We start from the raw sequence: 20,545 nt of genomic DNA, 5'->3' as shown, positions 1-20,545 counted from the left end.
CGTCCCGGGCGCAGCCTTCTTCTACCTTGTCCCCCATGAACCAGCAGCACCCCATGGACGAGCCCGTCGCCCTCGCCACCACGACCCGTGAGCCCACCGACTGGTGGCGGGACGCGGTCATCTACCAGGTCTATCCCCGCAGTTTCGCCGACAGTGACGGGGACGGGACGGGGGACCTGGAAGGGATCCGCCGCCGGCTGCCGTACCTGAAGGGGCTGGGCGTGGACGCGGTGTGGCTGTCCCCGTTCTACGCGTCGCCGCAGGCGGACGGCGGCTACGACGTCGCCGACTACCGGGCCGTCGACCCGATGTACGGCACGCTCCTGGACGCGGACGCGCTGATCAGGGACGCGCACGCGCTGGGTCTGCGGATCATCGTCGACCTCGTGCCCAACCACTCCTCGGACCAGCACGAGTGGTTCCGGCGGGCCGTCGAGGAGGGGCCGGGGTCGCCGTTGCGGGACCGCTACCACTTCCGGCCGGGCAAGGGCGTGGACGGCGAACTGCCGCCCAACGACTGGGAGTCCGTGTTCGGCGGCCCGGCGTGGACGAGGGTCGCGGACGGGGCGTGGTTCCTGCACCTGTTCGCCCCGGAGCAGCCGGACTTCAACTGGGAGCATCCGGCGGTGGCGGACGAGTTCCGCTCGATCCTGCGGTTCTGGCTCGACATGGGCGTCGACGGCTTCCGGGTCGACGTCGCCCACGGCCTGGTGAAGGCCGAGGGCCTGCCCGACCTGGGCGGCCACGACCAGCTCAAGCTGCTGGGCAACGACGTCACGCCGTTCTTCGACCAGGACGGCGTGCACGAGATCTACCGGACCTGGCGCCGGATCCTGGACGAGTACGACGGCGAGCGGATCTTCGTCGCCGAGGCGTGGACCCCGACCGTCGAGCGGACCGCGAACTACGTCCGACCCGACGAACTGCACCAGGCCTTCAACTTCCAGTACCTGAGCACGCCGTGGGACGCGGTCGCACTGCGGCGGATCGTCGACGCCTCCCTGGACGCGATGCGCCCTGTGGGTGCGCCGGCCACCTGGGTGCTGTCCAACCATGATGTGACCCGGCACGCGACCCGGTTCGCGAACCCGCCCGGCGGCACCCAGATCCGCACCGCCGGCGACCGCGAACTGGGTCTGCGCCGCGCCCGCGCGGCGACGCTGCTGATGCTGGCCCTGCCCGGCTCCGCGTACGTGTACCAGGGCGAGGAGCTCGGCCTGCCGGACGTCACCGACCTGCCGGACGAGGCGCGGCAGGATCCCTCCTTCTTCCGCGCCGAAGGGCAGGACGGGTTCCGCGACGGCTGCCGGGTGCCGATCCCGTGGACCCGCACCGGCTCCTCGTACGGCTTCGGCGACGGCGGCAGCTGGCTGCCCCAGCCGGACGGCTGGGGCGAGTTGAGCGTCGAGGCGCAGGCCGGGGTGCCGGGCTCGACCCTGGAGCTGTACCGTTCCGCGCTCGCGGTGCGGCAGGCGCAGCCGGGGCTCGGCGCCGGCGGCGATCCGGTCTGGTGGGACGACGTCCCCGAGGGGGTGCTGGCCTTCGAGCGGCCCGGCTTCGCCTGCACCGTCAACGTCACCGGCGCCCCGGTGCGCATCCCGGCGCCCGGCACGGTCCTGCTCGCCAGCTCGCCGGTCGAGGTGACCGACGGCGATATCGAGCTGCCCGGCGACACGACCGTGTGGTGGGCGACGGCCTAGCAAGAAGAGGCAGCGGAAGAGGAAGCGGAAGGGGCAGCGGAAGAGGAAGAGGTGGCGGGGGCCGGCATCGTCCCCCGCCACCCCGCCCGGTCAGCGCCTGAGCAGCTTCAGTGGGAACGCCTGCGCCATCGCGGCCATGCCCGCGTCGTTGGGATGCAGGCCGTCACCGCTGTCGTAGGCGGCGAGCAGCCGTCCGGGGTGCTGTGGATCGCGCACCGCGGCGTCGAAGTCGACGACTCCGTCGTACGCCCCGCTGGTCCGGATCCACCGGTTGAGGGCCTGCCGGGCCGCCTCCCGCTCGGGCGTGTAGAAGCCCAGCGAGTCGCCCTCGAACGGCAGGATCGTCGCGCCCAGGGCCTGGAGGCCGTGGTCGTGCGCGCGGCGGATCAACTGCCGGTGTCCGGCGATGAGTTCGGCGGCCGTGACCTCCTCGTCGGCGGGCGCGGTGGTGCCCGGGTGGCCGAGGTCGTTGACGCCGAGCAGCACCACCACGGCGCGGGCGCCCGGCTGGCGCAGCACGTCACGGTCGAAGCGCTTGAGCCCGCTCTCCCCGAAGTACGCCGCGTACGACTCGGCGGGGGAGCCCTGCGGCGGGTTCGGGTCGCGCAGCAGCCGGTTGCCGCCGATGCCCGCGTTCAGCACGCCGGTGGCGGCCAGCTCGCGGTCGCCGCGCAGCCGCTCCGCCAGCAGGTCCGGCCAGCGGTGGTTCGCGTCGATCCGGGTGTTGGAGCCGTCCGTGATGGAGTCCCCGAACGTGACCAGCGCCGAAGCCGCCCGGCTGCGCTGCCGGTCGACCGAGACGCCGGACAGGAAGCGGCGGTTCGTGATGGTCTGCGTCGGCGTGATGTCGGGCTTGCCCGCGACGTTGCCCGCCGCGACGTAGCCGTGCTGGAACGCGGAGGAGTGGATCGTGCTGCCGGGAGTGCGCTGCGGCAGATAGAGGCTGACGACGAGGTCGCCGCCCGCCTCGGTGGCCAGGGCGACCGGGTCGCTCCACACCTGTGCGCCCGCCGCGAGCGTCGTCGTGGTCCGGCCGCCGAACCGCAGGGTCCGGTCGGTGGCGGGATCGACGGCGGTGCCGGGGCCGCCGTCGGCCCGGCGCGCGACGTGGGCCGCGCCGATGGTCAGCGGGGTGCTGCCGAACTCGTTCGTGAGCCGGACCCGCACGGCACGGCCGGCGACGCTGAGGTGCACGATCTGCCGCAGCGTCACGTCCTCGAACGTCGTCGTGTCGGTGCCGGGCACCCCGGTGGGCGCGGCCGCCCAGCTGCCGGTCCACCCGCCGCCCGCGCCGTGCGCCGACGGCGGCAGGGCGAGGACGGCCAGCAGACCGGCGAGGGGAAGCGCCAGTAGGGCGAGGGAGCGGCGGAGCAGGGTGCGTCCGAAGGTGTCGCGTCGGAGGGTGCCGCGTCTGGACACGAGGCGTCCGGGCACCGGGCCTCCGGGAATGGGGCGTCTGGGCATGGGCGTCGTTCCTTCCGTGACGGAGGTGTGACGGCGCGACGGAACGTACGGGTGGGGGCCGAGCGCGTCAATGGTGCGAAGGGTGCGGCGGCGATGATGAGGTTGACCCTCACACCGTGTGAGGCCGTGGAGTGGAGACACCATGTTCACCATCGGAGACTTCGCCCGCCACGGCCGCGTCTCGGTCCGGATGCTGCGCCACTACGACGCGACCGGACTGCTGCGCCCCGCCCACGTCGACCCCGCCACCGGCTACCGCCACTACACGGCGGCCCAGCTCGCCCGGCTCAACCGCGTCATCGCCCTCAAGGACCTCGGCTTCACCCTGCAGCAGGTCCGCGAGATCCTCGACGACGAGGTCGACGCCGAGCAGTTGCGCGCCATGCTGCGGTTGCGGCGGGCGGACCTGGAGGCGGACATCGCGGCGGCGGCCGCCCGGCTCGGCCAGGTCGAGGCGCGGCTCCGGTCCATCGAGAGCGAGGGGCACATGCCCGCCGAAGACGTCGTCATCAAGCAGCTGCCCGCGGTCCGCGTCGCCGAACTCACCGCTGTCGCACCGGACTTCGACACCATCGGGCCGGTCATCCAGCCGTTGTACGAGGAGCTGTTCCGGCGCCTCGGCGTGGCCGGCATCCAGCCCACGGGACCGGGCATCGCCCGTTACGAGGACGCGCCGGACGGCGGCATCCTCGTCCACGCGGGTGTCGAGGTGTCGGCCGCGCCGCGCGACGGCGGCGACAGCGGAGACGGGGTGCGGGTGCTCGACCTGCCGCCCGTCGAGCGCGCCGCGACCCTCGTGCACCGGGGGTCGATGGACGCCGTCCTGCCCTCGGTCCAGACGCTCGCCCGCTGGATCGACGCCCACGGGCACCGCTCCGCCGGATACCCCAGAGAGATCAACCTGGAATGCCCCGAGGACCGTGCGGACTGGGTGACCGAACTCCAGGAACCGCTCGCCTGACCCCGTGCGGATGGACATCCCAGACTGTGCAGCCTTGGTTGCACAGCCTGGGCTGTCGATCTACGGTGAAGGCATGACCGAGAACGAAGAACCCGTCTCCGAAGCCGCCGCCCAGGCGGCCGCAGACGTCTGGGTGGTCGTCGGCCGCCTGCTCCGGAGGCTGCGCGCCCTGGAGGAACTGGAGGGGCAGGAGGACATCTCCTCCGCGCAGGCCTCCGTCATCTCCCGGCTCTCCAAGCAGGGCCCGGCGTCCGCCAGCGATCTGGCGGCCATCGAGGGCGTACGGCCGCAGTCCATGGCCAAGACCGTCATCGCCCTGGAGCAGGCCGGGATCGTCCGGCGCAGCCAGGACCCGGACGACGGCCGCCGGCAGCTCGTCGCCCTCACCGAGCTGGGCCACGAGCGCCGGCAGGGCGTCCGGCGCGCCCGGCAGGCGTGGCTCGCCCGCGCCCTCCAGGAGCACGGCACCGAGGAGCAGATCCGGGCCGTGGTCACCGCCATGGCGCTGATCGACGAGGTGGCCCAGGCGTGAGCCGGATATCCGAGCGCATCCGCCGCGCCCGGCCCGCCGGGCCGGGCGGCTTCGACCGCCGGCTGGTCGCGCCGATGGTCCTGGGCTCGGTGCTCAACCCGATCAACTCCTCGATGCTCGCGGTCGCGCTGATCCCCATCGGCCGCGCCTTCGGCGCACCGCCCTCGCAGACGGCCTGGCTCGTCTCGGGGCTCTACCTCGCCACCGCCGTCGGCCAGCCGGTCATCGGCCGGCTCGTCGACGCGTTCGGGCCGCGCCGCCTCTATCTCGTGGGCACCGCGCTGGTCGGCGTCGCGGGACTCGTCGGCGTGCTCGCCCCTGACCTGTGGGTGCTGGTCGTCTCGCGGGTCCTGCTGGGCTTCGGCACCTCCGCCGCGTACCCCGCCTCGATGTCGCTGCTGCGCACCGAGTCGGAGCGCACCGGACTGAAGAGCCCCAGCGGCATCCTCGCCACCCTGTCGGCGTCCTCCCAGGTCATCTCCGTCGTCGGGCCGACGCTCGGCGGCGTCCTCATCGGGGTGGGCGGCTGGCACCTGATCTTCGGGATCAACGTGCCGCTGTCGGCGGCCTGTCTGGTCCTCGGCGCGCGGCGACTGCCCAGGACCCCGAAGGGCGAGCGGTCCGACGCGGGCACCGACGTGCCCGGGATGGTGCTGTTCGCCGCGTCGCTGACCGCGTTCATGCTGTTCCTGATGGGGCCCGGCCTCGCGCACGCGTACCTGCTCCTGATCGGCCTGGCCGCGGGCGCCCTGTTCGTCCGCCGTGAGCGCGGCGCCCCCGCGCCCTTCCTCGACCTGCGGGTCCTGGGCGGCAACGGACCGCTGCTCGCGACCTACGCCCGGCAACTCCTCGCGTACACCACCGCGTACGTCTTCCTGTACGGCTACGCGCAGTGGCTCCAGGAGGGCCGCGGGCTGGGCGCCTCGGCGGCCGGGCTGCTCCTGCTGCCGATGTCGCTGGCGGCGCTCGCCGTCACGGTGCTCACCGGCCGCCGTCCCCAGGTGCGCGGCAAGCTCGCCGTCGGCGCCGTCCTCCAACTCGTCGGCTGCGCCTCTCTGTTGTTCCTCGGCGCCGACAGTCCCGTCTGGCTGCTCATCCTGGTCGGCGTGGTCTTCGGCGTCCCGCAGGGGCTCAACGGACTCGCCAACCAGAACGCCCTTTACGCCCAGGCCGACCCGGCCCGCATGGGGGCGTCCGCCGGGCTCCTGCGCACCTTCACCTACCTTGGCGCGCTGCTCGCGGCCGCCGCGAACGCCGCCTTCTTCCAGGACGGCGCCACCACCGCAGGACTGCACGACCTGGCCTGGCTGCTCGTCGCGGTCGCCGCGCTGTTCCTGGTCGTGAGCCTCGCCGACCGCTCGCTGCGCCGCGTCGGCCGCGAGGCGTAACCCCCTTCTCCCGTCTCGCCCCCGTATCCGAAAGGGACCGTACCCATGCCCGTCACCGTGCTCGACCCCACCTCCGCACTCGTCGTCGTCGACCTCCAGAAGGGGCTCATGGGCGTGCCCGCGACCCCGCACAGCACGGCCGACGTCGTGGAGCGCACCGCGCGGCTCGCCGACGCCTTCCGCACCGAGGGGCTGCCCGTCGTCCTGGTCCGTGTCACGTACGCGGCGGACGGCGCCGACAAGGCGCCCGGCCGCACCGACGCCCCGCAGCGCGGCGGCACCCCGCCCGAGGGCTGGGACGAGGTGGTCGACATGCTCGCCGGCCACCCCGGGGACATCGTCGTCACCAAGCGGAACTGGTCCGCGTTCTACGGCACCGACCTCGATCTGCAGCTGCGCCGCCGCGGCGTCACCCAGGTCGTCCTGACCGGTGTCGCCACCAGCATCGGCGTGGAGTCCACGGCCCGCGCCGCCCACGAGCACGGCTACCACGTCACCCTCGCCACGGACGCCATGACCGACCTCGACGACGAGGCGCACCGGGGCAGCGTCGAGCGGATCTTCCCGCGCCTCGGGGAGACCGGCTCGACGGACGACGTCCTGAAGACGCTGGCCCGGCGCGGCTGAGAGAGCTGAGGGGGCTGAGAGGGGGGCCGGAAGGGCGGTGTACGTCGGCGGTGAACGGGTGCGCAAGTCCCGTGCGCTATGGCGTACTTCACCCACCGATCGATGATCGGAATCTGTTGACCTCCGGAAATCCGCGGCCGTAACGTCCACTCCACGACTTTGGAAGTGTGATTTCGGATAGCGGAACCGGAGGGGTCTTCGATGGCCACTGCACAACAACGCCCCCCAACTCCGGCGACGGACTCCGCGACGCCCGCAGGGGCGGAACTCAGCCCCCGCCTCTACAACAGCGATCTGGCCCCCACGAAGGCGGCGGGCCGCAGCTGGGGCGCGTACAACGTCTTCACGCTCTGGGGCAACGACGTGCACAGCCTCGGCAACTACGCGTTCGCCATCGGGCTCTTCGCGCTGGGCATGAGCGTGTGGGACATCCTCATCGCGTTCGCGATCGCCTCCGTGCTGCTGTTCGTGCTGCTCAACCTGTCCGGACGCATGGGACACCGCACCGGTGTCCCGTTCCCGGTGATGAGCCGGATCGCCTTCGGCGTGCGCGGCTCGCAACTGCCCGCCGTGGTCCGCGGGGCCGCCGCCATCGCCTGGTTCGGCATCCAGACCTACCTCGCCTCCCAGGTGCTGCGCACGCTGATCACGGCGCTGTGGGCGGGCGCGGCCGACTACGACAAGAACGCCATCCTCGGCCTGTCCACGCTCGGCTGGATCAGCTTCCTGTTCCTCTGGCTCGTCCAGGTGCTCATCGTCAGCTTCGGCATGCAGGCCATCCGCCGCTACATGGCCGTCGCCGCACCGACCGTCCTGGTCACGGTGCTCGCCCTCGCCGTGTGGATGTTCACCAAGGCGGACATGTCGATCGCGCTCGACAACGGCGAGCCGTTCACGGGCGGTGCGAAGTGGCTGCACATCTTCGAGGCCGCCGCGCTGTGGGTCGTCGTCTACGGCACGTTCGTCCTCAACTTCTGCGACTTCACCCGGTCCGCGAAGTCGCCCCGCTCCATCACCCGCGGCAACCTCATCGGCATCCCGGTGAACATGCTGTTCTTCGCGGTGATCGCCGCGGTGCTCTCCGGCGCCCAGTTCCGCCTCGACGGCGAGGTCATCACCAGCCCCACCGACATCGTGCGGACCATCCCCAGCACGATCCTGCTGGCCCTCGCCTGCCTCGCACTGCTGATGCTGACCGTCGCCGTGAACCTCCTCGCGAACTTCGTCGCGCCGGTCTACATGCTGGTCAACCTCTTCCCGCAGCGCCTCGACTTCCGCAGCGCGGGCGTCGTCAGCGCCCTCGTCGGCCTGGTGATCCTGCCCTGGAACCTGTACGACAGCCCGGTCGCGGTCACCTACTTCCTCGGCGGCCTCGGCGCGCTGCTCGGCCCGGTCTTCGGCGTCGTCATGGCCGACTACTGGCTGCTGCGCAAGGCGCAGATCAACGTGCCGCACCTCTACTCCGAGGACCCCGAGGCCACCTACCACTACCGGCGCGGCATCAACCCGAAGGCCGTCGGCGCCTTCGTCCCGTCCGCCGCGATCGCCGTCGTCATCGCCCTCGTCCCGTTCTTCTCCGGGGTCTCGGGATTCTCCTGGTTCATCGGCGCGGCCATCGCCGCCGCGCTGTACTGGGTGCTGAGCGACCGCACACAGACCTTCGAGCACATCGACGGCGAGGCCATCGCCGTCGCCGCCGAATGAACCACACCTCTGGGAGTACCACCCGCATGCGCATCCTCGTCGCCAACGTCAACACCACCGAGTCGATGACGAAGAGCATCGCCCTCACCGCGGAGTCGGTCGCCGCACCCGGCACCGAGATCGTGCCGCTCACCCCGGACTTCGGGGCGGAGTCCTGCGAGGGCAACTACGAGAGCTACCTCGCCGCCATCGCCGTCATGGAGAAGGTGCGCGCCTACCCCGAGCCGTACGACGCCGTCATCCAGGCCGGCTACGGCGAGCACGGCCGCGAGGGGCTGCAGGAACTGCTCGACGTGCCCGTCGTGGACATCACCGAGGCGGCCGCCAGCACCGCCCAGTTCCTCGGTCACAAGTACTCCGTGGTCACCACCCTCGACCGGGCCGTGCCGCTCATCGAGGACCGGCTCAAGCTGGCCGGGCTCACCGACCGGCTCGCCTCGGTGCGCGCCAGCGGCCTGGCCGTGCTGGAGCTGGAGAGCGACCCGGACGCCGCCGTCGCCGCGATCGTCGAGCAGGCCGCGGCCGCCGTCGAGCAGGACCGTGCCGAGGTCATCTGCCTGGGCTGCGGCGGCATGGCAGGACTCACCGAACAGGTCGTCGCCCGCACCGGCGTGCCCGTCGTCGACGGGGTGGCCGCCGCGGTGACCATCGCCGAGTCCCTGGTCAGGCTCGGCCTGACCACGTCGAAGGTGCGCACGTACGCGCCGCCGCGCCCGAAGGCCATCCGCAACTGGCCGCCGCGCACGGCCTGACGCCCGGTCAGGAGGCCGTGCGTTGCCCGCCGCGGCGCACGGTCACCAGCGCGATGCCCGCCAACGCGCAGCCCAGCAGCGCGAGTTCGGGCACCGTCGGCGGACCGGCCGGGCCGAGCGCCCAGTCGCCGAGCCGCACCGTGAACGGCACCGCCAGCTGCACCGCCGCCGTGAACACCGGCCCGCGCAGCAGGATCAGCCGGTGCTGCACGAGATAGGCGGGGGCGTAGACCGCGCCGCCCAGCAGCACGATGCCGCCCCACCGGGCGAGGGAGGCGCCGTCGGCCGGCACGGCGAACGGCAGCATCATCAGCGTCGCCAGCCCCAGCAGCACCGGCAGCGCGGCCGACGGGGCGACACCCCCGAGCCGCCGCCGGTACAGGAACCCGTACGCGGCGAACGCCAGCATCCCCGCCACCGCGAGCCCGAGCCCCGGCAGATCGACCCGCCCGGCCCCGTCCCGCACCGCGTACGCGCCGGTCGCCGCCGTGGCGAGTGCCGCACCCGCGGCCTGCCGGACCGTCGCCCGCTGCCCGAACAGCAGCGCCCCCACCGCAAGGGAGGCGCACGGCATCAGTGCCACGACCAGATTGGTCAGCGAGGTGCCGATGCGCGGCAGCGCCAGCAGCGTTCCCATCGCGTACGCGGCGAACCCGAGCAGCGCGAGCAGCGCCAACGTCCCCGGCTGTCGCGGCACTTGACGCAGCTCATGGCGCCCCTTGGCCCGTGCCGCGGCGCACCCCGCGAGCACCGCGCAGCACACCCCGGTCCGCCCCGCCGCGACCACCAGCGGGTCGGTGCCCTCGACCAGCGCCCCGGACAGCAGCCACGTGCCGGCGAGGAGCGCGACGAGCACCGCGGCGAGCACGGCGACACCGGCCGGGCCTGGCCCCTCCCGCGTGGCGGGAGCCGTCGAACCCGCCCGGCGCTCACCGACCGCCGACCGGCGCATGTGACGCCCCCTCTCGACGGTCTGGCTCGGAACGACCTGCCGGGCACGCTAGTTGACCTTGCCGTGGTGGTATAGACCGGCGACCGTCGGGGCGTGGGTGCGCAGGGCGACGAAGTGCCGGCCGCCCGCCGTCCACCGGTCGGAGATCCGCCACGTCGACGGCCCGGCGTGGCGGAGCAGCGCGGGCGTGCCGAGCCGGGCCCACGGGAACGGGGTGCTCGCGGCCGTCGGACCGCCCGGCGCCCCGACCAGCCGGACGGTGACCCGCTCGTCGATGTCCCCCGGCGCCGTCTCGACGATCAACAGGCCGCCGGGGCAGAGGAGTTCGGCCATCCGGGCCAGCAGCGCTCCCGGGTCGCCACCGATGCCGAGATTGCCGTCCACGAGCAGCGCCGTGCGCCACCGGCCCGCACCGGGCAACGGCGCGAACACCGACCGCACCAGCGCCCGCCCGCCCAGCCGCCGGGTGTGCGCGACGGCGGCCTCGCTGACGTCGATGCCGAGCGCCGGTTCCCCGCGTGCGGCCAGCTCCGCGACCAGCCGCCCCGGCCCGCACCCGACGTCGAGGACGGCCGGCTCGCAGCGGTCCAGGAGCTCCCGGTCCACGGCGTCCGCCCGGGCGCACCAGCGGTCGACCTCCAGGGGCAGCAGCCAGCCGTCGCCCCGGCGCAGGAAGAGCGGTCCGCCGCCGGCCCGCAATGCGTCGGCGTAGGGATCGGCCGACCAGTGGCGCGCGGCGGCCCGCGCCTGGCGTACGACGCTCATCGGCGGCCGACCGCCCGGCAGCGGGCCAGTTCCGCGGCGAAGCGGCTGCCGGGCGCCGCGGCGGCGACCGCCTCCGCGTCCGCGGCCGTGTCCACGTCCCGCAGCCCGGGCAGGTCCCGGACCCGCAGCCCCGCGGCCATCAGCCGGGCCCGCTGGACGGCGCCCGTCGCGGGAGTCGACATGGGGACGCCCCGCAGCAGCCCCGGGTCGGGATCGGCCAGGCCCAGCGCCCAGAACCCCCCGTCGTCGGCGGGGCCGAAGCACGCGTCGTACCCGGCGAAGTCCACGGTGAGCAGCTCCGGCGTCACCTGCGGGGTGTCCATGCCGATCAGCAGGGCGGGCCCGGCGCAGCCGGCGAACGCGGCGGCGAGCCGCTCGTCCAGACCGCCCGCGCACTGCGGGACGACCTCGAAGCCGGGCGGCAGCCAGGGCCCGGCCGAACCGTCCAGCACCAGGACCCGGCGTCGCGCCGGGGTCGCGGCCACCGCCCGCAGCGTGTCCGTGAGGGCCGCCGTGGCGAGCGCCGCCGCCTGCTCGGGGGTGAACGGCGGGGTGAGCCGGGTCTTCACCCGGCCGGGCCGTGGTTCCTTGGCGATCACGAGCAGGGTGGTCACGGACGGTTTCCTCTCGACGGGGGTGCGACGGGCGACGGGGACGCGACGGGCGGCTCGGCCAGCACCCGGTTCATGTCGCGCACGGCCTGCCAGGTCCCGCGCCACGTACCGGTCACCTTCGAGGCACCCGAGCGCGGCAGGTACGGGACGTCGTGCTCGGTGACCCGCCAGCCCGCGTCGGCCGCCCGCACGACCATCTGCAGCGGGTAGCCGCTGCGCCGGTCGGACAGGCCGAGGCCGAGCAGCGCCTCGCGCCGGGCGGCCCGCAGCGGACCGAGGTCGTGCAGCCGCAGGCCCGTGCGCCTGCGCAGCAGCAGGGCCAGCGCGACGTTCCCCGCCCGGGCGTGCGCGGGCCAGGCGCCCCGGCCGTGCGGCCGGCGCCGCCCGAGCACCAGATCGGCCGCGCCGCCGCGCACCTCGTCGACGAACGGCACGAGCAGCGCCGGATCGAGGGAGGCGTCGCAGTCGCAGAAGCACACGACGGGGGCCGTCGCCGCGGTCAGTCCCGCGTGGCAGGCGGCGCCGAAACCGCGCCGCGGCTCCTCGACGACGTTGGCGCCCAGCGCGCGGGCGATGCCGGCCGAACCGTCGGTGGAGCCGTTGTCCACGACGATCGCCCGCCAGCCCGGCGGAATCCGCCCGAGCACCCACGGCAGGGCCTCGGCCTCGTCGAGGCAGGGCAGGACGACATCGACGCCATCGGGCGTGGAGGGGATCAGCACGGCTCTCACCCTACGAACCCAAAAGCCGCAGAACGGACTTCATCTCCTTACGAAACAAGGACGTCGGAGCGCGGCGGCGGGCGGGTGCCGCGGCCGGTGCGACGCTTGGACGCATGGAACAGCAGCAGTCGTCCGAACAGGTGCCCGCCGGCGGAGACGCGAGCCGGGCCCGCGTCCTCGTCGTCGACGACGACCCCACGGTCGCCGAGGTCGTCGCGGGCTACCTGACCCGGGCCGGGCACCTCGTCGACCGGGCCGGGGACGGCCCCGCCGCGCTCGCCCGCGCCGCGGAGCACTGGCCCGACCTCGTCGTCCTCGACCTCATGCTGCCGGGCATGGACGGCCTGGAGGTGTGCCGCCGACTGCGTTCGCGCGGACCCGTCCCCGTCGTCATGCTCACCGCGCGCGGCGACGAGGACAACCGCATCCTCGGCCTGGAAGTGGGCGCGGACGACTACGTGACGAAACCCTTCAGCCCCCGCGAGCTCGTCCTGCGCGTGGGCTCGGTGCTGCGCCGCACCCGGCCCGCCCCGGGCGTCCGCCCGCTGGACGCGGCCGGACTCACGGTCGACCCGACCGCCCGCCGCGCCACCCGGGGCGGCACCGAACTCGCCCTCACCCTGCGCGAGTTCGACCTGCTCGCCTTCTTCCTGCGGCACCCCGGACGGGCGTTCAGCCGCGAGGACCTGATGCGCGAGGTGTGGGGCTGGGACTTCGGCGACCTGTCGACGGTCACGGTGCACGTCCGACGGCTGCGCAACAAGGTCGAGGACGACCCGGCCAGGCCGCGGCTGATCCAGACGGTGTGGGGCGTCGGCTACCGCTTCGACGCCGGGGACGCCGGGGACGCCGGGGACGCCGGGGACGCCACGGACCGTGTGGGGGAGTGACCGTGCGCGACATCCTGCTCATCGCCCTGTTCGCTTTCCTCGGCGCGTGCGCCGCGGGCCTGCTCGGCGCGACCGTGCTGTGGCTGCTGCGCCGCCGCTCCCTGACCACCTCGCTCGCCGTGGTGGCCACGGTCGCCGTGGGCGCGATGCTCGCCGGCACCCTGGCCGTGGCCCAGGCCATGTTCCTGTCCGCGCACGACCTCACGGTCGTCACCACGGTCGTCGCGATGGCGGCGGTCGTCTCGCTGGCCACCGCACTCCTGCTGGGCCGCTGGGTCGTGGCCCGCAGCCGTGAACTCACCCTCGCCGCCCGGCACTTCGGCGACGGCGGTGGCTTCACCGCGCCCACCGGACCGGCCACCGCCGAACTGGCCGCGCTCAGCCGGGAGCTGGCCGCCACCAGCGACCGGCTGACCGAGTCGAGGGAGCGCGAGCGCCGGCTGGAGACCTCCCGGCGCGAACTCGTCGCCTGGATCTCGCACGACCTGCGCACCCCGCTCGCCGGACTGCGCGCCATGTCGGAGGCGCTGGAGGACGGCGTCGCCGAGGACCCGGACCGCTACCTGCGCCAGATCCGCACCGAGGTGGAACGCCTCAACGCCATGGTGGGCGACCTCTTCGAACTCTCCCGCATCCATGCGGGCAGCCTCGTCCTGACCCCGGCCCGGGTCTCGCTGTACGACCTGGTGGGCGACGCCATCGCGGGCGCCGACCCGCTCGCCCGCGAGCACGGGGTGCGGCTCGTCGGCGACGGCGTCGAGCGGGTCCCGGTGGACGTGGACAGCAAGGAGATGAGCCGGGTGCTCGGCAACCTCCTGGTCAACGCGATCCGCAGGACCCCGGCCGACGGCACGGTCGCCGTCTCCGCGGCCGGCTCCCCCGACGGCGTGGTCCTCGCCGTCTCCGACGGCTGCGGCGGCATCCCCGACGAGGATCTGGCCCGGGTCTTCGACACGGGCTGGCGCGGCACCCACGCGCGCACCCCGCCGGCCGGCGCGGGCCTCGGCCTCGCCATCGTCCGCGGCATCGTGGAGGCCCACCGGGGCCGGGCCACCGTACGGAACATCCCCGGCGGCTGCCGCTTCGAGGTCACGCTGCCGCCCGCCGGACCCTGAGCGGGCGCCGTCACTCCCCGCGCAGCCGGGCCCGCGCGAACTCCCGCATCCCGTCGGCGAACGCGACCCCCGGCCGCCAGCCCAGCTCGGCCCGCAGCCGCGCCGAGTCCGCCGTGATGTGCCGGACGTCGCCCAGCCGGTACTCGCCCGTCACCACCGGCTCGGGCCCGCCGTACGCCGAGGCCAGGGCGCGGGCCATCTCCCCGACGGTGTGCGGGTCGCCGCTGCCGGTGTTGTACGCGGTGAGCGCACCGGCGGCCGGCTCCGCCTCCAGGGCCGTGACGTTGGCCTCCGCCACGTCCCGCACGTGCACGAAGTCCCGCCGCTGGCGGCCGTCCTCGAAGACCCGCGGCGCCTCCCCGCGGGCCAGCGCCGACCGGAAGAAGGAGGCGACCCCCGCGTACGGGGTGTCCCGGGGCATCCGGGGCCCGTACACGTTGTGGTAGCGCAGCGACACCGCGGAGCCGCCCGTCGACCGGGCCCACGCGGCGGCCAGGTGCTCCTGGGCGAGCTTGGTCGTCGCGTACACGTTGCGCGGGTCGGCCGGGGCGTCCTCGGTGACCAGCCCGGCGGCCAACTCCCGCCCGCACACCGGACAGTGGGGCTCGAACCGCCCCGCCGCCAGATCGTCGACGGTCCGCGGACCCGGCCGGACCACCCCGTGCACCCCGCACGCGTAGCGGCCCTCGCCGTAGACCACCATCGACCCGGCGAGGACCAGCCGCCGCACGCCCTGCCCGGCCATCGCCGTGAGCAGCACGGCCGTCCCGAGATCGTTCCGGGAGACGTAGTCGGCCGCGTCACCGAAACCGGTGCCGAGCCCGACCATCGCGGCCTGATGGCACACGGCGTCCATCCCGCGCAGCGCCCGTGCCACCGCCTCCGGATCCCGGACGTCCGCCGCCGCGGACGCGCGCACGTCGAACACGACGGGCTCGTGCCCGCGCGCCGCCAGCGCCTCGACGACATGGGACCCGATGAACCCGGCACCGCCGGTGACCAATACCCGCATGGCGTCACGCTAGGGCGCGGCCCCGACGGAATCCGCCGCCACGCCCGGCACGTCACCGCTCCGTAAGACATCGCGGCCCACCCGGGGGAGCTGGCCGGACGAACACTATGAACGCAATGATCCAAGGGGTGGCTCCCGACCCGCGCGGGTTCCTAACATCCCGGCTCTCAGCGCCATTTCGTGTACAGCCGGCACAGGAGCCGCTCCCTTGAACACAGTTGACCTCGTCCGCAGAAGCCGCCCGGCCGCCGTCGCCGCGACCCTCGCCGCCCTGCTGCTCGGCAGTCTCGGCACCGCCTCCGCCGCCCCCGCCGCCCGAGGTGAACAGGGGCGACGAGAACAGGAGGTGAACGGGGCCGGGCGGGACGCCCCACGGCCCCACGAAGATCGTCCGGCACTCGGACCGGCGGAGCACCTTCGCACGCAGGCCCGATAACGTAAGCCCATCATGAGCGCTTCGCAGCCCCAGCACCCCGCTGATGTCCCGGCCGGCACAGAACTCGCCGCGGCCGATGTCCCGACCCTCCTGGTCAAGATCTTCGGCAAGGACCGGCCCGGCATCACCGCCGGCCTCTTCGACACCCTCGCCGCCTACTCCGTCGACGTCGTCGACATCGAGCAGGTCGTCACCCGTGGCCGCATGGTCCTGTGCGCCCTGGTGACCGCGCCCCCGGCCGGGCTCGAGGGCGACCTGCGGTCCACCGTCCACAGCTGGGCGGAGTCGATGAAGATGCAGGCCGAGATCATCTCCGGCACCGGTGACAACCGGCCGCGCGGCACCGGCCGCTCCCTGGTCACCGTGCTCGGGCACCCGCTCACCGCCGAGTCGACCGCCGCGATCGCCGCGACGATCACCGGTACCGGCAGCAACATCGACCGCATCTTCCGGCTCGCCAAGTACCCGGTCACCGCGGTCGAGTTCGCGGTGTCCGGCACCGAGACGGAGGCGCTGCGCACCGCGCTCGCCATAGAGGCCGCGCAGCAGGGTGTGGACGTGGCGGTCGTCGCGGCCGGGCTGCACCGGCGCGCGCAGCGGCTCGTCGTGATGGACGTCGACTCGACGCTCATCCAGGACGAGGTGATCGAGCTGTTCGCGGCGCACGCGGGCTGTGAGGCCGAGGTCGCCGAGGTGACGGCGGCGGCGATGCGCGGCGAGCTGGACTTCGAGCAGTCGCTGCACGCGCGCGTGGCGCTGCTCGCGGGGCTCGACGCGTCGGTCGTCGACAAGGTCAGGAGCGAGGTGCGGCTGACCCCCGGCGCGCGCACGCTGATCCGTACGCTCAAGCGCCTCGGCTTCCAAGTGGGCGTGGTCTCCGGCGGGTTCACCCAGGTCACGGACGATCTGAAGGAGCGCCTCGGGCTCGACTTCGCGCAGGCCAACACGCTGGAGATCGTCGACGGCAGGCTGACCGGCAAGGTGACCGGCGAGATCGTGGACCGGGCGGGCAAGGCGCGGCTGCTGCGCCGGTTCGCCACGGAGGCCGGGGTGCCGCTCGCCCAGACCGTGGCGATCGGCGACGGCGCGAACGACCTGGACATGCTGAACGCAGCCGGGCTCGGCGTGGCCTTCAACGCGAAGCCGGTGGTCCGCGAGGCCGCGCACACCGCGGTGAACGTGCCGTTCCTGGACACCGTCCTCTATCTGCTCGGCATCACGCGCGAAGAGGTCGAGACGGCGGACCTGCACGAGGCGTAGGGCCTGTCCGGCGCGGTCACGTGAGGGCCCCGGCACCGACGATGCGGTGCCGGGGCCCTCACGTCCGTGTGGGTGGCTACTCGCTCGGCGCCCAGTAGTCGACGAGCGTGGCGGTGCCCGGTTCCAGGCTCTTCCACGGGCCGGAGAAGGTGAGGACGGCGAACGCGGCGGTCGGGAAGCCGCGCCGGTTCAGCCGCTCCCGTGCCTCTCCGCCGGACTCCGGGGCGAGGATCTCGGTGAGGGCCTGCACTCCGGGGTTGTGGCCGATCAGGACGGCGTTGCGCACGTCGTCCTGGGTCTCGTTCAGCAGGGCGATCAGCTCGCCCGGTGACGCCTCGTAGATCCGCTCCTCGTAGACCGTCTTCGGTCGCTCGGCCAGTTCGGCCACGGCGAGCTTCCAGGTCTCGCGGGTGCGGGTGGCGGTCGAGCAGAGGGCCAGGTCGAACGGGACTCCGGAGTCGGCCAGCTTGCGGCCGGCGACGGGTGCGTCCCTGCGGCCCCGCTCGGCGAGCGGCCGCTCGTGATCGTTCACCTGAGGCCAGTCCGCCTTGGCATGCCGGAAAAGGACAATCCTGCGGGGTTCTGCGACGCTCATGGGTCCCAGCTTCGCATGAAACCGGGCGCGGGGCGCAGGGAGTTGACGTGCTCCCCCGGCACGGGTGAACAGCGGCTGAAAGGTGTCAGGGAAGCACGAGTTCCCTGGCGCGCTCGAGGATGTGGGCGAGGCTCGGGTCACCCGCCGCGGCCTGCGCGTCGGACGGGTTGAGGATCAGCAGGAGCAGCGCCACGAAGGCGACGGCCGGCAGCACGACGGCCCACCAGGGCAGCCGGATGTCGACGCCACCGGTGACGGCCGGGCGGGTCCGGGTGTGCGTGGGGGCCGACATCGGTGCCTCCGTGGTCCGTGGTCTTCTTCGTCCGCGTCACCGACGGTCCCGGCGACACTTCGAAGGTACGGACCCGGCGGCTCCCGCCCCATCCGGTGATCCACCCACTTCACCCTGACACTGGCCCCCTAGGGGATGGTGGAGTTAACCCCACCCCCGGGGCCGCGCGTCAGGTCACGGCGATGCGATGGTCGCAATGATGCCGACGATCACGGTGACGGCCAGCATCGCGCCGAGCACGAGAAGGAGCTTCTTCTGGCCGTTCTGGGGATTGGGTTCGAGCACAGGCGACATGCGGCAAGTGTCGCACCCGTCCCCCGCCGTCAGGACGCCGGGGCACCCTCGCGTACGGCCGCCGCCTCGTCCTCGACCGTGCGGTTGCGGCCGGCGAGGACACCGATCACGATCTGCGGCACCATCAGCGTGGCCATCAGGGCGATCGGCACGCCCCAGCCGTCGGTGGCCTCGTAGAGGACGCCGACGAGCAGCGGGCCGGGGATCGAGATCAGATAGCCGGTGGACTGCGCGAACGCGGACAGCTTGACGACACCGGCGCCGGTGCGGGCGCGCATGCCGACCATCGTGAGGGCCAGCGGGAAGGCGCAGTTGGAGATGCCGAGCAGGATCGCCCACGCCCAGGCCCCGGACGCCGGGGCGAGGTACAGGCCCGCGTATCCGGCCAGACCGCACACGCCGAGCGCGATCACCATCGGGCCCTGGCTGGGCAGCCGGGCGGCGACGCGCGGGATGACGAAGCCGAGCGGCACGCCCATCACCATGGTGACGGCGAGCAGCAGGCCCGCGGTCGACGCGGAGACCCCGGAGTCCCGGAAGATCTGCGCCATCCAGCCCATCGTGATGTACGCGGCGGTGGCCTGGAGGCCGAAGAAGACGGCGAGCGCCCACGCGGTGCGGCTGCGGGTGATGCGCAGTCCGTCGCCGTCGGCGTCGGCGGTCGCGGACCGCGTGACGGGTGCGGCGGGGGCCGGGCCCTTCTCCCGGACGAGCGGGATCCAGGGCAGCACGGCGGCGGCGCCGAGCGCGGCCCACACGGCGAGGCCGGTCTGCCAATTGCCGCCCAGGGCATCGGTCATGGGCACGGTCGCGGCGGCGGCGAGGGAGGTGCCGGCCGCGAGGGCCATCGAGTAGACGCCGGTCATGGAGCCGACGCGGTCGGGGAACCAGCGCTTGACGATCACCGGCATCAGGACGTTGCTGACCGCGATGCCCATGAGCGCGAGGGCGCTGGCGACGAGGAAGCCGACCGTGTTGCCCGTGTACGGGCGGATGATCAGGCCCGCCGTGATCGCGGCCATGCCGGCGCAGACGACGGCGCTCGCGCCGAAGCGCTTGGCGAGCCGGGGCGCCATCACGCCGAAGATCGCGAAGCAGAGCGGCGGCACGGAGGTGAGCAGTCCGGCGACGCCGCCGCTCATGCCGAGCCCGTCACGGACCTCTTCGAGGAGGGCGCCGAGGCTGGTGATGGCCGGGCGCAGGTTCAGCGCGGCGAGGACGATGCCGACGGTAACCAGCCGCACCGCCCACGTGCGCGGGGCGGTTTTCTCCTCGCGTACGGCGGTCTCGGCGGTCGGTGGTGGTGCCATCGTCGGGGTTTCCTCACTAGCCATGAGACCCATCTTAGAATCATGGGATGATTGGTTGTCCAATCCGTTTGCGTCACACTTGAGCCACCTCCAGACCCCCGGTGCCCCACAGCGAAGGAACGTCATGCCGCTGACCTCCCCCCGGCGCTCGGCCCTGTCCGAGCAGGTCATCTCCGCCCTGCGCGCCCAGATCTCCTCGGGCGAGTGGCCGGTGGGCTCCCGCATCCCGACGGAGCCGGAGCTCGTCGAGCAGCTGGGCGTCGCCCGGAACACGGTGCGCGAGGCGGTGCGCGCCCTCGCGCACAACGGCCTCCTCGACATCCGGCAGGGCTCGGGCACGTACGTCGTGGCGACCAGTGAGCTGGCGGGCGTGATGCAGCGGCGGTTCGCGGAGGCCGACCCCCGGCACATCGCCGAGCTCCGTTCCACGCTGGAGTCGAGCGCGGCGAAGCTGGCCGCCGTGCGGCGCACCGAGCGCGATCTGAAGCAGCTGGACACGCTCCTCGTACGGCGTGAGGAGGCGTGGGAGTCGCGGGACACGGAGGCGTTCGTGACGGCGGACGCGACGTTCCACATGGCCGTGGTGGCGGCGTCCCACAACGACGTGATGACGGCGATGTACGCGGACCTGGGCGAGGTGCTGCGGGACTGGCTGCGCGAGGACGTGGGCGAGCGGCTCACCGCCGAGAACCACATGGACCACACGCGCCTGGTCGACGCGATCCGGGTCGGCGACGCGGAGGCGGCCGCCCTGGAGGCGGCGGGCTATGCGTTCCAGTGCCGGCAGGCCCGGCTCACACCGGCGCCTTCCGGTGACTGACCCAGGCGCCGCGCACGTTCTTCCAGCACCGCCCGTCGAGGCGTACGGTCTCGGCGGGGTCGACGGCCCGCGGCCGTGAGTCGGTGTCGATGTCCCACCACTGGTCGCACTCGATGTGCAGGGCGACCCGGTCGACGCCCGGGTACGGGTTGTGACAGGTGGCGCTCACCCGTGACCGGTCGACCTCGATGCGGCACTGGGCGCCGAAGAGCTCGCGCTTCTTCCCGGCGGACCGGTCGTCGGGCACCGCCTGGGACGGCACCGCGATGATCAGCGCCAGGGCGGCTATGGCGGGGGCTATCCGGTGGGCCAGACGCACGAAGGGACCTCCTCGCACCAG

General features: G+C 73.4%; 22 protein-coding genes. 11 read left to right on the top strand and 11 right to left on the bottom strand.

The annotated features are described in order from the left end of the window. Window positions 1-35 precede the first annotated feature (35 nt). Window positions 36-1,700: a glycoside hydrolase family 13 protein gene (locus M4J07_RS03590; RefSeq protein ID WP_255967072.1), complete on the top strand. Its 1,665-nt coding sequence runs from the start codon at window positions 36-38 to the stop codon at window positions 1,698-1,700. A gap of 90 nt (window positions 1,701-1,790) precedes the next feature. Here M4J07_RS03590 and M4J07_RS03585 read toward each other — a convergent pair whose 3' ends face one another. Then, window positions 1,791-3,164 (bottom strand): SGNH/GDSL hydrolase family protein, encoded by a 1,374-nt coding sequence (locus M4J07_RS03585; protein WP_255967070.1) that lies wholly within the window; start codon window positions 3,162-3,164, stop codon window positions 1,791-1,793. 142 nt (window positions 3,165-3,306) lie between these two features. Between M4J07_RS03585 and M4J07_RS03580 the strand changes: the two genes are divergently transcribed. The 6 genes from M4J07_RS03580 (at window position 3,307) to M4J07_RS03555 (ending at window position 9,128) form a co-directional block, all read left to right on the top strand. Then, window positions 3,307-4,125 (top strand): MerR family transcriptional regulator, encoded by an 819-nt coding sequence (locus M4J07_RS03580; protein WP_255967068.1) that lies wholly within the window; start codon window positions 3,307-3,309, stop codon window positions 4,123-4,125. Between the two features lie 73 nt (window positions 4,126-4,198). Beyond that, window positions 4,199-4,657, top strand: a complete 459-nt coding sequence (locus M4J07_RS03575) for a MarR family winged helix-turn-helix transcriptional regulator (RefSeq protein ID WP_255967066.1) — start codon at window positions 4,199-4,201, stop codon at window positions 4,655-4,657. 74 nt (window positions 4,658-4,731) lie between these two features. Continuing rightward, window positions 4,732-6,045 carry an MFS transporter gene (locus tag M4J07_RS03570; RefSeq protein ID WP_305127222.1) on the top strand — a complete coding sequence of 438 codons (1,314 nt, stop codon included), beginning with the start codon at window positions 4,732-4,734 and terminating at the stop codon, window positions 6,043-6,045. A gap of 45 nt (window positions 6,046-6,090) precedes the next feature. After that, complete coding sequence (locus M4J07_RS03565; RefSeq protein WP_255967062.1) at window positions 6,091-6,672, top strand: hydrolase; 582 nt, start codon at window positions 6,091-6,093, stop codon at window positions 6,670-6,672. 201 nt (window positions 6,673-6,873) lie between these two features. After that, on the top strand, window positions 6,874-8,376 hold the full coding sequence (locus M4J07_RS03560) for an NCS1 family nucleobase:cation symporter-1 (RefSeq protein WP_255967060.1): 1,503 nt from the start codon (window positions 6,874-6,876) through the stop codon (window positions 8,374-8,376). Between the two features lie 26 nt (window positions 8,377-8,402). Continuing rightward, complete coding sequence (locus M4J07_RS03555) at window positions 8,403-9,128, top strand: aspartate/glutamate racemase family protein (protein ID WP_255967058.1); 726 nt, start codon at window positions 8,403-8,405, stop codon at window positions 9,126-9,128. Between the two features lie 7 nt (window positions 9,129-9,135). Here M4J07_RS03555 and M4J07_RS03550 read toward each other — a convergent pair whose 3' ends face one another. From M4J07_RS03550 to M4J07_RS03535, 4 genes are read right to left on the bottom strand one after another with little or no spacing between them, the layout of a single operon-like run. Continuing rightward, window positions 9,136-10,080: a DMT family transporter gene (locus M4J07_RS03550; RefSeq protein WP_255967056.1), complete on the bottom strand. Its 945-nt coding sequence runs from the start codon at window positions 10,078-10,080 to the stop codon at window positions 9,136-9,138. Between the two features lie 48 nt (window positions 10,081-10,128). Continuing rightward, window positions 10,129-10,845, bottom strand: coding sequence for a class I SAM-dependent methyltransferase (locus M4J07_RS03545; RefSeq protein ID WP_255967053.1), 717 nt, complete (start codon window positions 10,843-10,845; stop codon window positions 10,129-10,131). Then, window positions 10,842-11,459, bottom strand: a complete 618-nt coding sequence (locus tag M4J07_RS03540) for a TIGR04282 family arsenosugar biosynthesis glycosyltransferase (RefSeq protein ID WP_255967051.1) — start codon at window positions 11,457-11,459, stop codon at window positions 10,842-10,844. The genes M4J07_RS03545 and M4J07_RS03540 overlap by 4 nt, the downstream gene beginning before the upstream one ends. Then, window positions 11,456-12,178 carry a glycosyltransferase family 2 protein gene (locus tag M4J07_RS03535; protein WP_255967141.1) on the bottom strand — a complete coding sequence of 241 codons (723 nt, stop codon included), beginning with the start codon at window positions 12,176-12,178 and terminating at the stop codon, window positions 11,456-11,458. The genes M4J07_RS03540 and M4J07_RS03535 overlap by 4 nt, the downstream gene beginning before the upstream one ends. 116 nt (window positions 12,179-12,294) lie before the next feature. Between M4J07_RS03535 and M4J07_RS03530 the strand changes: the two genes are divergently transcribed. Together M4J07_RS03530 and M4J07_RS03525 are read left to right on the top strand one after the other, a co-directional pair. Continuing rightward, window positions 12,295-13,071, top strand: coding sequence for a response regulator transcription factor (locus tag M4J07_RS03530; protein ID WP_255967050.1), 777 nt, complete (start codon window positions 12,295-12,297; stop codon window positions 13,069-13,071). 2 nt (window positions 13,072-13,073) lie between these two features. Beyond that, window positions 13,074-14,186: a sensor histidine kinase gene (locus M4J07_RS03525; RefSeq protein ID WP_255967049.1), complete on the top strand. Its 1,113-nt coding sequence runs from the start codon at window positions 13,074-13,076 to the stop codon at window positions 14,184-14,186. Between the two features lie 10 nt (window positions 14,187-14,196). Here the strand turns inward: M4J07_RS03525 and M4J07_RS03520 are convergent, their stop codons facing one another. Continuing rightward, window positions 14,197-15,198 (bottom strand): NAD-dependent epimerase/dehydratase family protein, encoded by a 1,002-nt coding sequence (locus M4J07_RS03520; RefSeq protein WP_255967048.1) that lies wholly within the window; start codon window positions 15,196-15,198, stop codon window positions 14,197-14,199. A 448-nt stretch (window positions 15,199-15,646) separates the two neighbouring features. Between M4J07_RS03520 and serB the strand changes: the two genes are divergently transcribed. After that, complete coding sequence (gene serB / locus M4J07_RS03515; protein ID WP_255967047.1) at window positions 15,647-16,894, top strand: phosphoserine phosphatase SerB; 1,248 nt, start codon at window positions 15,647-15,649, stop codon at window positions 16,892-16,894. A gap of 76 nt (window positions 16,895-16,970) precedes the next feature. Here the strand turns inward: serB and M4J07_RS03510 are convergent, their stop codons facing one another. From M4J07_RS03510 to M4J07_RS03495, 4 genes are all read right to left on the bottom strand, one after another. After that, window positions 16,971-17,489, bottom strand: coding sequence for a SixA phosphatase family protein (locus M4J07_RS03510; protein WP_255967046.1), 519 nt, complete (start codon window positions 17,487-17,489; stop codon window positions 16,971-16,973). 85 nt (window positions 17,490-17,574) lie between these two features. Beyond that, window positions 17,575-17,781, bottom strand: coding sequence for a hypothetical protein (locus tag M4J07_RS03505; protein ID WP_255967044.1), 207 nt, complete (start codon window positions 17,779-17,781; stop codon window positions 17,575-17,577). Window positions 17,782-17,955: 174 nt separating this feature from the next. After that, complete coding sequence (locus M4J07_RS03500; RefSeq protein WP_255967042.1) at window positions 17,956-18,075, bottom strand: SGM_5486 family transporter-associated protein; 120 nt, start codon at window positions 18,073-18,075, stop codon at window positions 17,956-17,958. Between the two features lie 29 nt (window positions 18,076-18,104). Further along, window positions 18,105-19,385, bottom strand: a complete 1,281-nt coding sequence (locus M4J07_RS03495) for a CynX/NimT family MFS transporter (protein ID WP_374214988.1) — start codon at window positions 19,383-19,385, stop codon at window positions 18,105-18,107. Window positions 19,386-19,509: 124 nt separating this feature from the next. On the opposite strand from M4J07_RS03495, the gene M4J07_RS03490 reads away from it, so the two are divergent. Further along, window positions 19,510-20,205, top strand: coding sequence for a FadR/GntR family transcriptional regulator (locus tag M4J07_RS03490; protein WP_255967038.1), 696 nt, complete (start codon window positions 19,510-19,512; stop codon window positions 20,203-20,205). Here M4J07_RS03490 and M4J07_RS03485 read toward each other — a convergent pair. Then, window positions 20,180-20,524, bottom strand: a complete 345-nt coding sequence (locus M4J07_RS03485; protein WP_255967036.1) for a hypothetical protein — start codon at window positions 20,522-20,524, stop codon at window positions 20,180-20,182. The two genes, M4J07_RS03490 and M4J07_RS03485, sit on opposite strands and share 26 nt — an antisense overlap. Window positions 20,525-20,545: the final 21 nt, after the last annotated feature.

Source organism: Streptomyces longispororuber (assembly GCF_024448165.1).
Lineage (GTDB): Bacteria > Actinomycetota > Actinomycetes > Streptomycetales > Streptomycetaceae > Streptomyces > Streptomyces longispororuber_A.
Note: the sequence above shows the minus strand (reverse complement) of the source record. Positions and strands in the feature narration are given on the sequence as shown.

Coding starts and splice junctions, on each gene's coding strand:
- M4J07_RS03555 (WP_255967058.1), top strand. CDS start 8,403: ATGCGCATCCTCGTCGCCAACGTCAACACCACCGAGTCGATGACGAAG.
- M4J07_RS03560 (WP_255967060.1), top strand. CDS start 6,874: ATGGCCACTGCACAACAACGCCCCCCAACTCCGGCGACGGACTCCGCG.
- M4J07_RS03590 (WP_255967072.1), top strand. CDS start 36: ATGAACCAGCAGCACCCCATGGACGAGCCCGTCGCCCTCGCCACCACG.
- M4J07_RS03545 (WP_255967053.1), bottom strand. CDS start 10,845: ATGAGCGTCGTACGCCAGGCGCGGGCCGCCGCGCGCCACTGGTCGGCC.
- serB (WP_255967047.1), top strand. CDS start 15,647: ATGAGCGCTTCGCAGCCCCAGCACCCCGCTGATGTCCCGGCCGGCACA.
- M4J07_RS03500 (WP_255967042.1), bottom strand. CDS start 18,075: ATGTCGCCTGTGCTCGAACCCAATCCCCAGAACGGCCAGAAGAAGCTC.
- M4J07_RS03495 (WP_374214988.1), bottom strand. CDS start 19,385: ATGGCACCACCACCGACCGCCGAGACCGCCGTACGCGAGGAGAAAACC.
- M4J07_RS03580 (WP_255967068.1), top strand. CDS start 3,307: ATGTTCACCATCGGAGACTTCGCCCGCCACGGCCGCGTCTCGGTCCGG.
- M4J07_RS03505 (WP_255967044.1), bottom strand. CDS start 17,781: ATGTCGGCCCCCACGCACACCCGGACCCGCCCGGCCGTCACCGGTGGC.
- M4J07_RS03490 (WP_255967038.1), top strand. CDS start 19,510: ATGCCGCTGACCTCCCCCCGGCGCTCGGCCCTGTCCGAGCAGGTCATC.
- M4J07_RS03510 (WP_255967046.1), bottom strand. CDS start 17,489: ATGAGCGTCGCAGAACCCCGCAGGATTGTCCTTTTCCGGCATGCCAAG.
- M4J07_RS03530 (WP_255967050.1), top strand. CDS start 12,295: ATGGAACAGCAGCAGTCGTCCGAACAGGTGCCCGCCGGCGGAGACGCG.
- M4J07_RS03575 (WP_255967066.1), top strand. CDS start 4,199: ATGACCGAGAACGAAGAACCCGTCTCCGAAGCCGCCGCCCAGGCGGCC.
- M4J07_RS03565 (WP_255967062.1), top strand. CDS start 6,091: ATGCCCGTCACCGTGCTCGACCCCACCTCCGCACTCGTCGTCGTCGAC.
- M4J07_RS03570 (WP_305127222.1), top strand. CDS start 4,732: ATGGTCCTGGGCTCGGTGCTCAACCCGATCAACTCCTCGATGCTCGCG.
- M4J07_RS03585 (WP_255967070.1), bottom strand. CDS start 3,164: ATGCCCAGACGCCCCATTCCCGGAGGCCCGGTGCCCGGACGCCTCGTG.
- M4J07_RS03550 (WP_255967056.1), bottom strand. CDS start 10,080: ATGCGCCGGTCGGCGGTCGGTGAGCGCCGGGCGGGTTCGACGGCTCCC.
- M4J07_RS03520 (WP_255967048.1), bottom strand. CDS start 15,198: ATGCGGGTATTGGTCACCGGCGGTGCCGGGTTCATCGGGTCCCATGTC.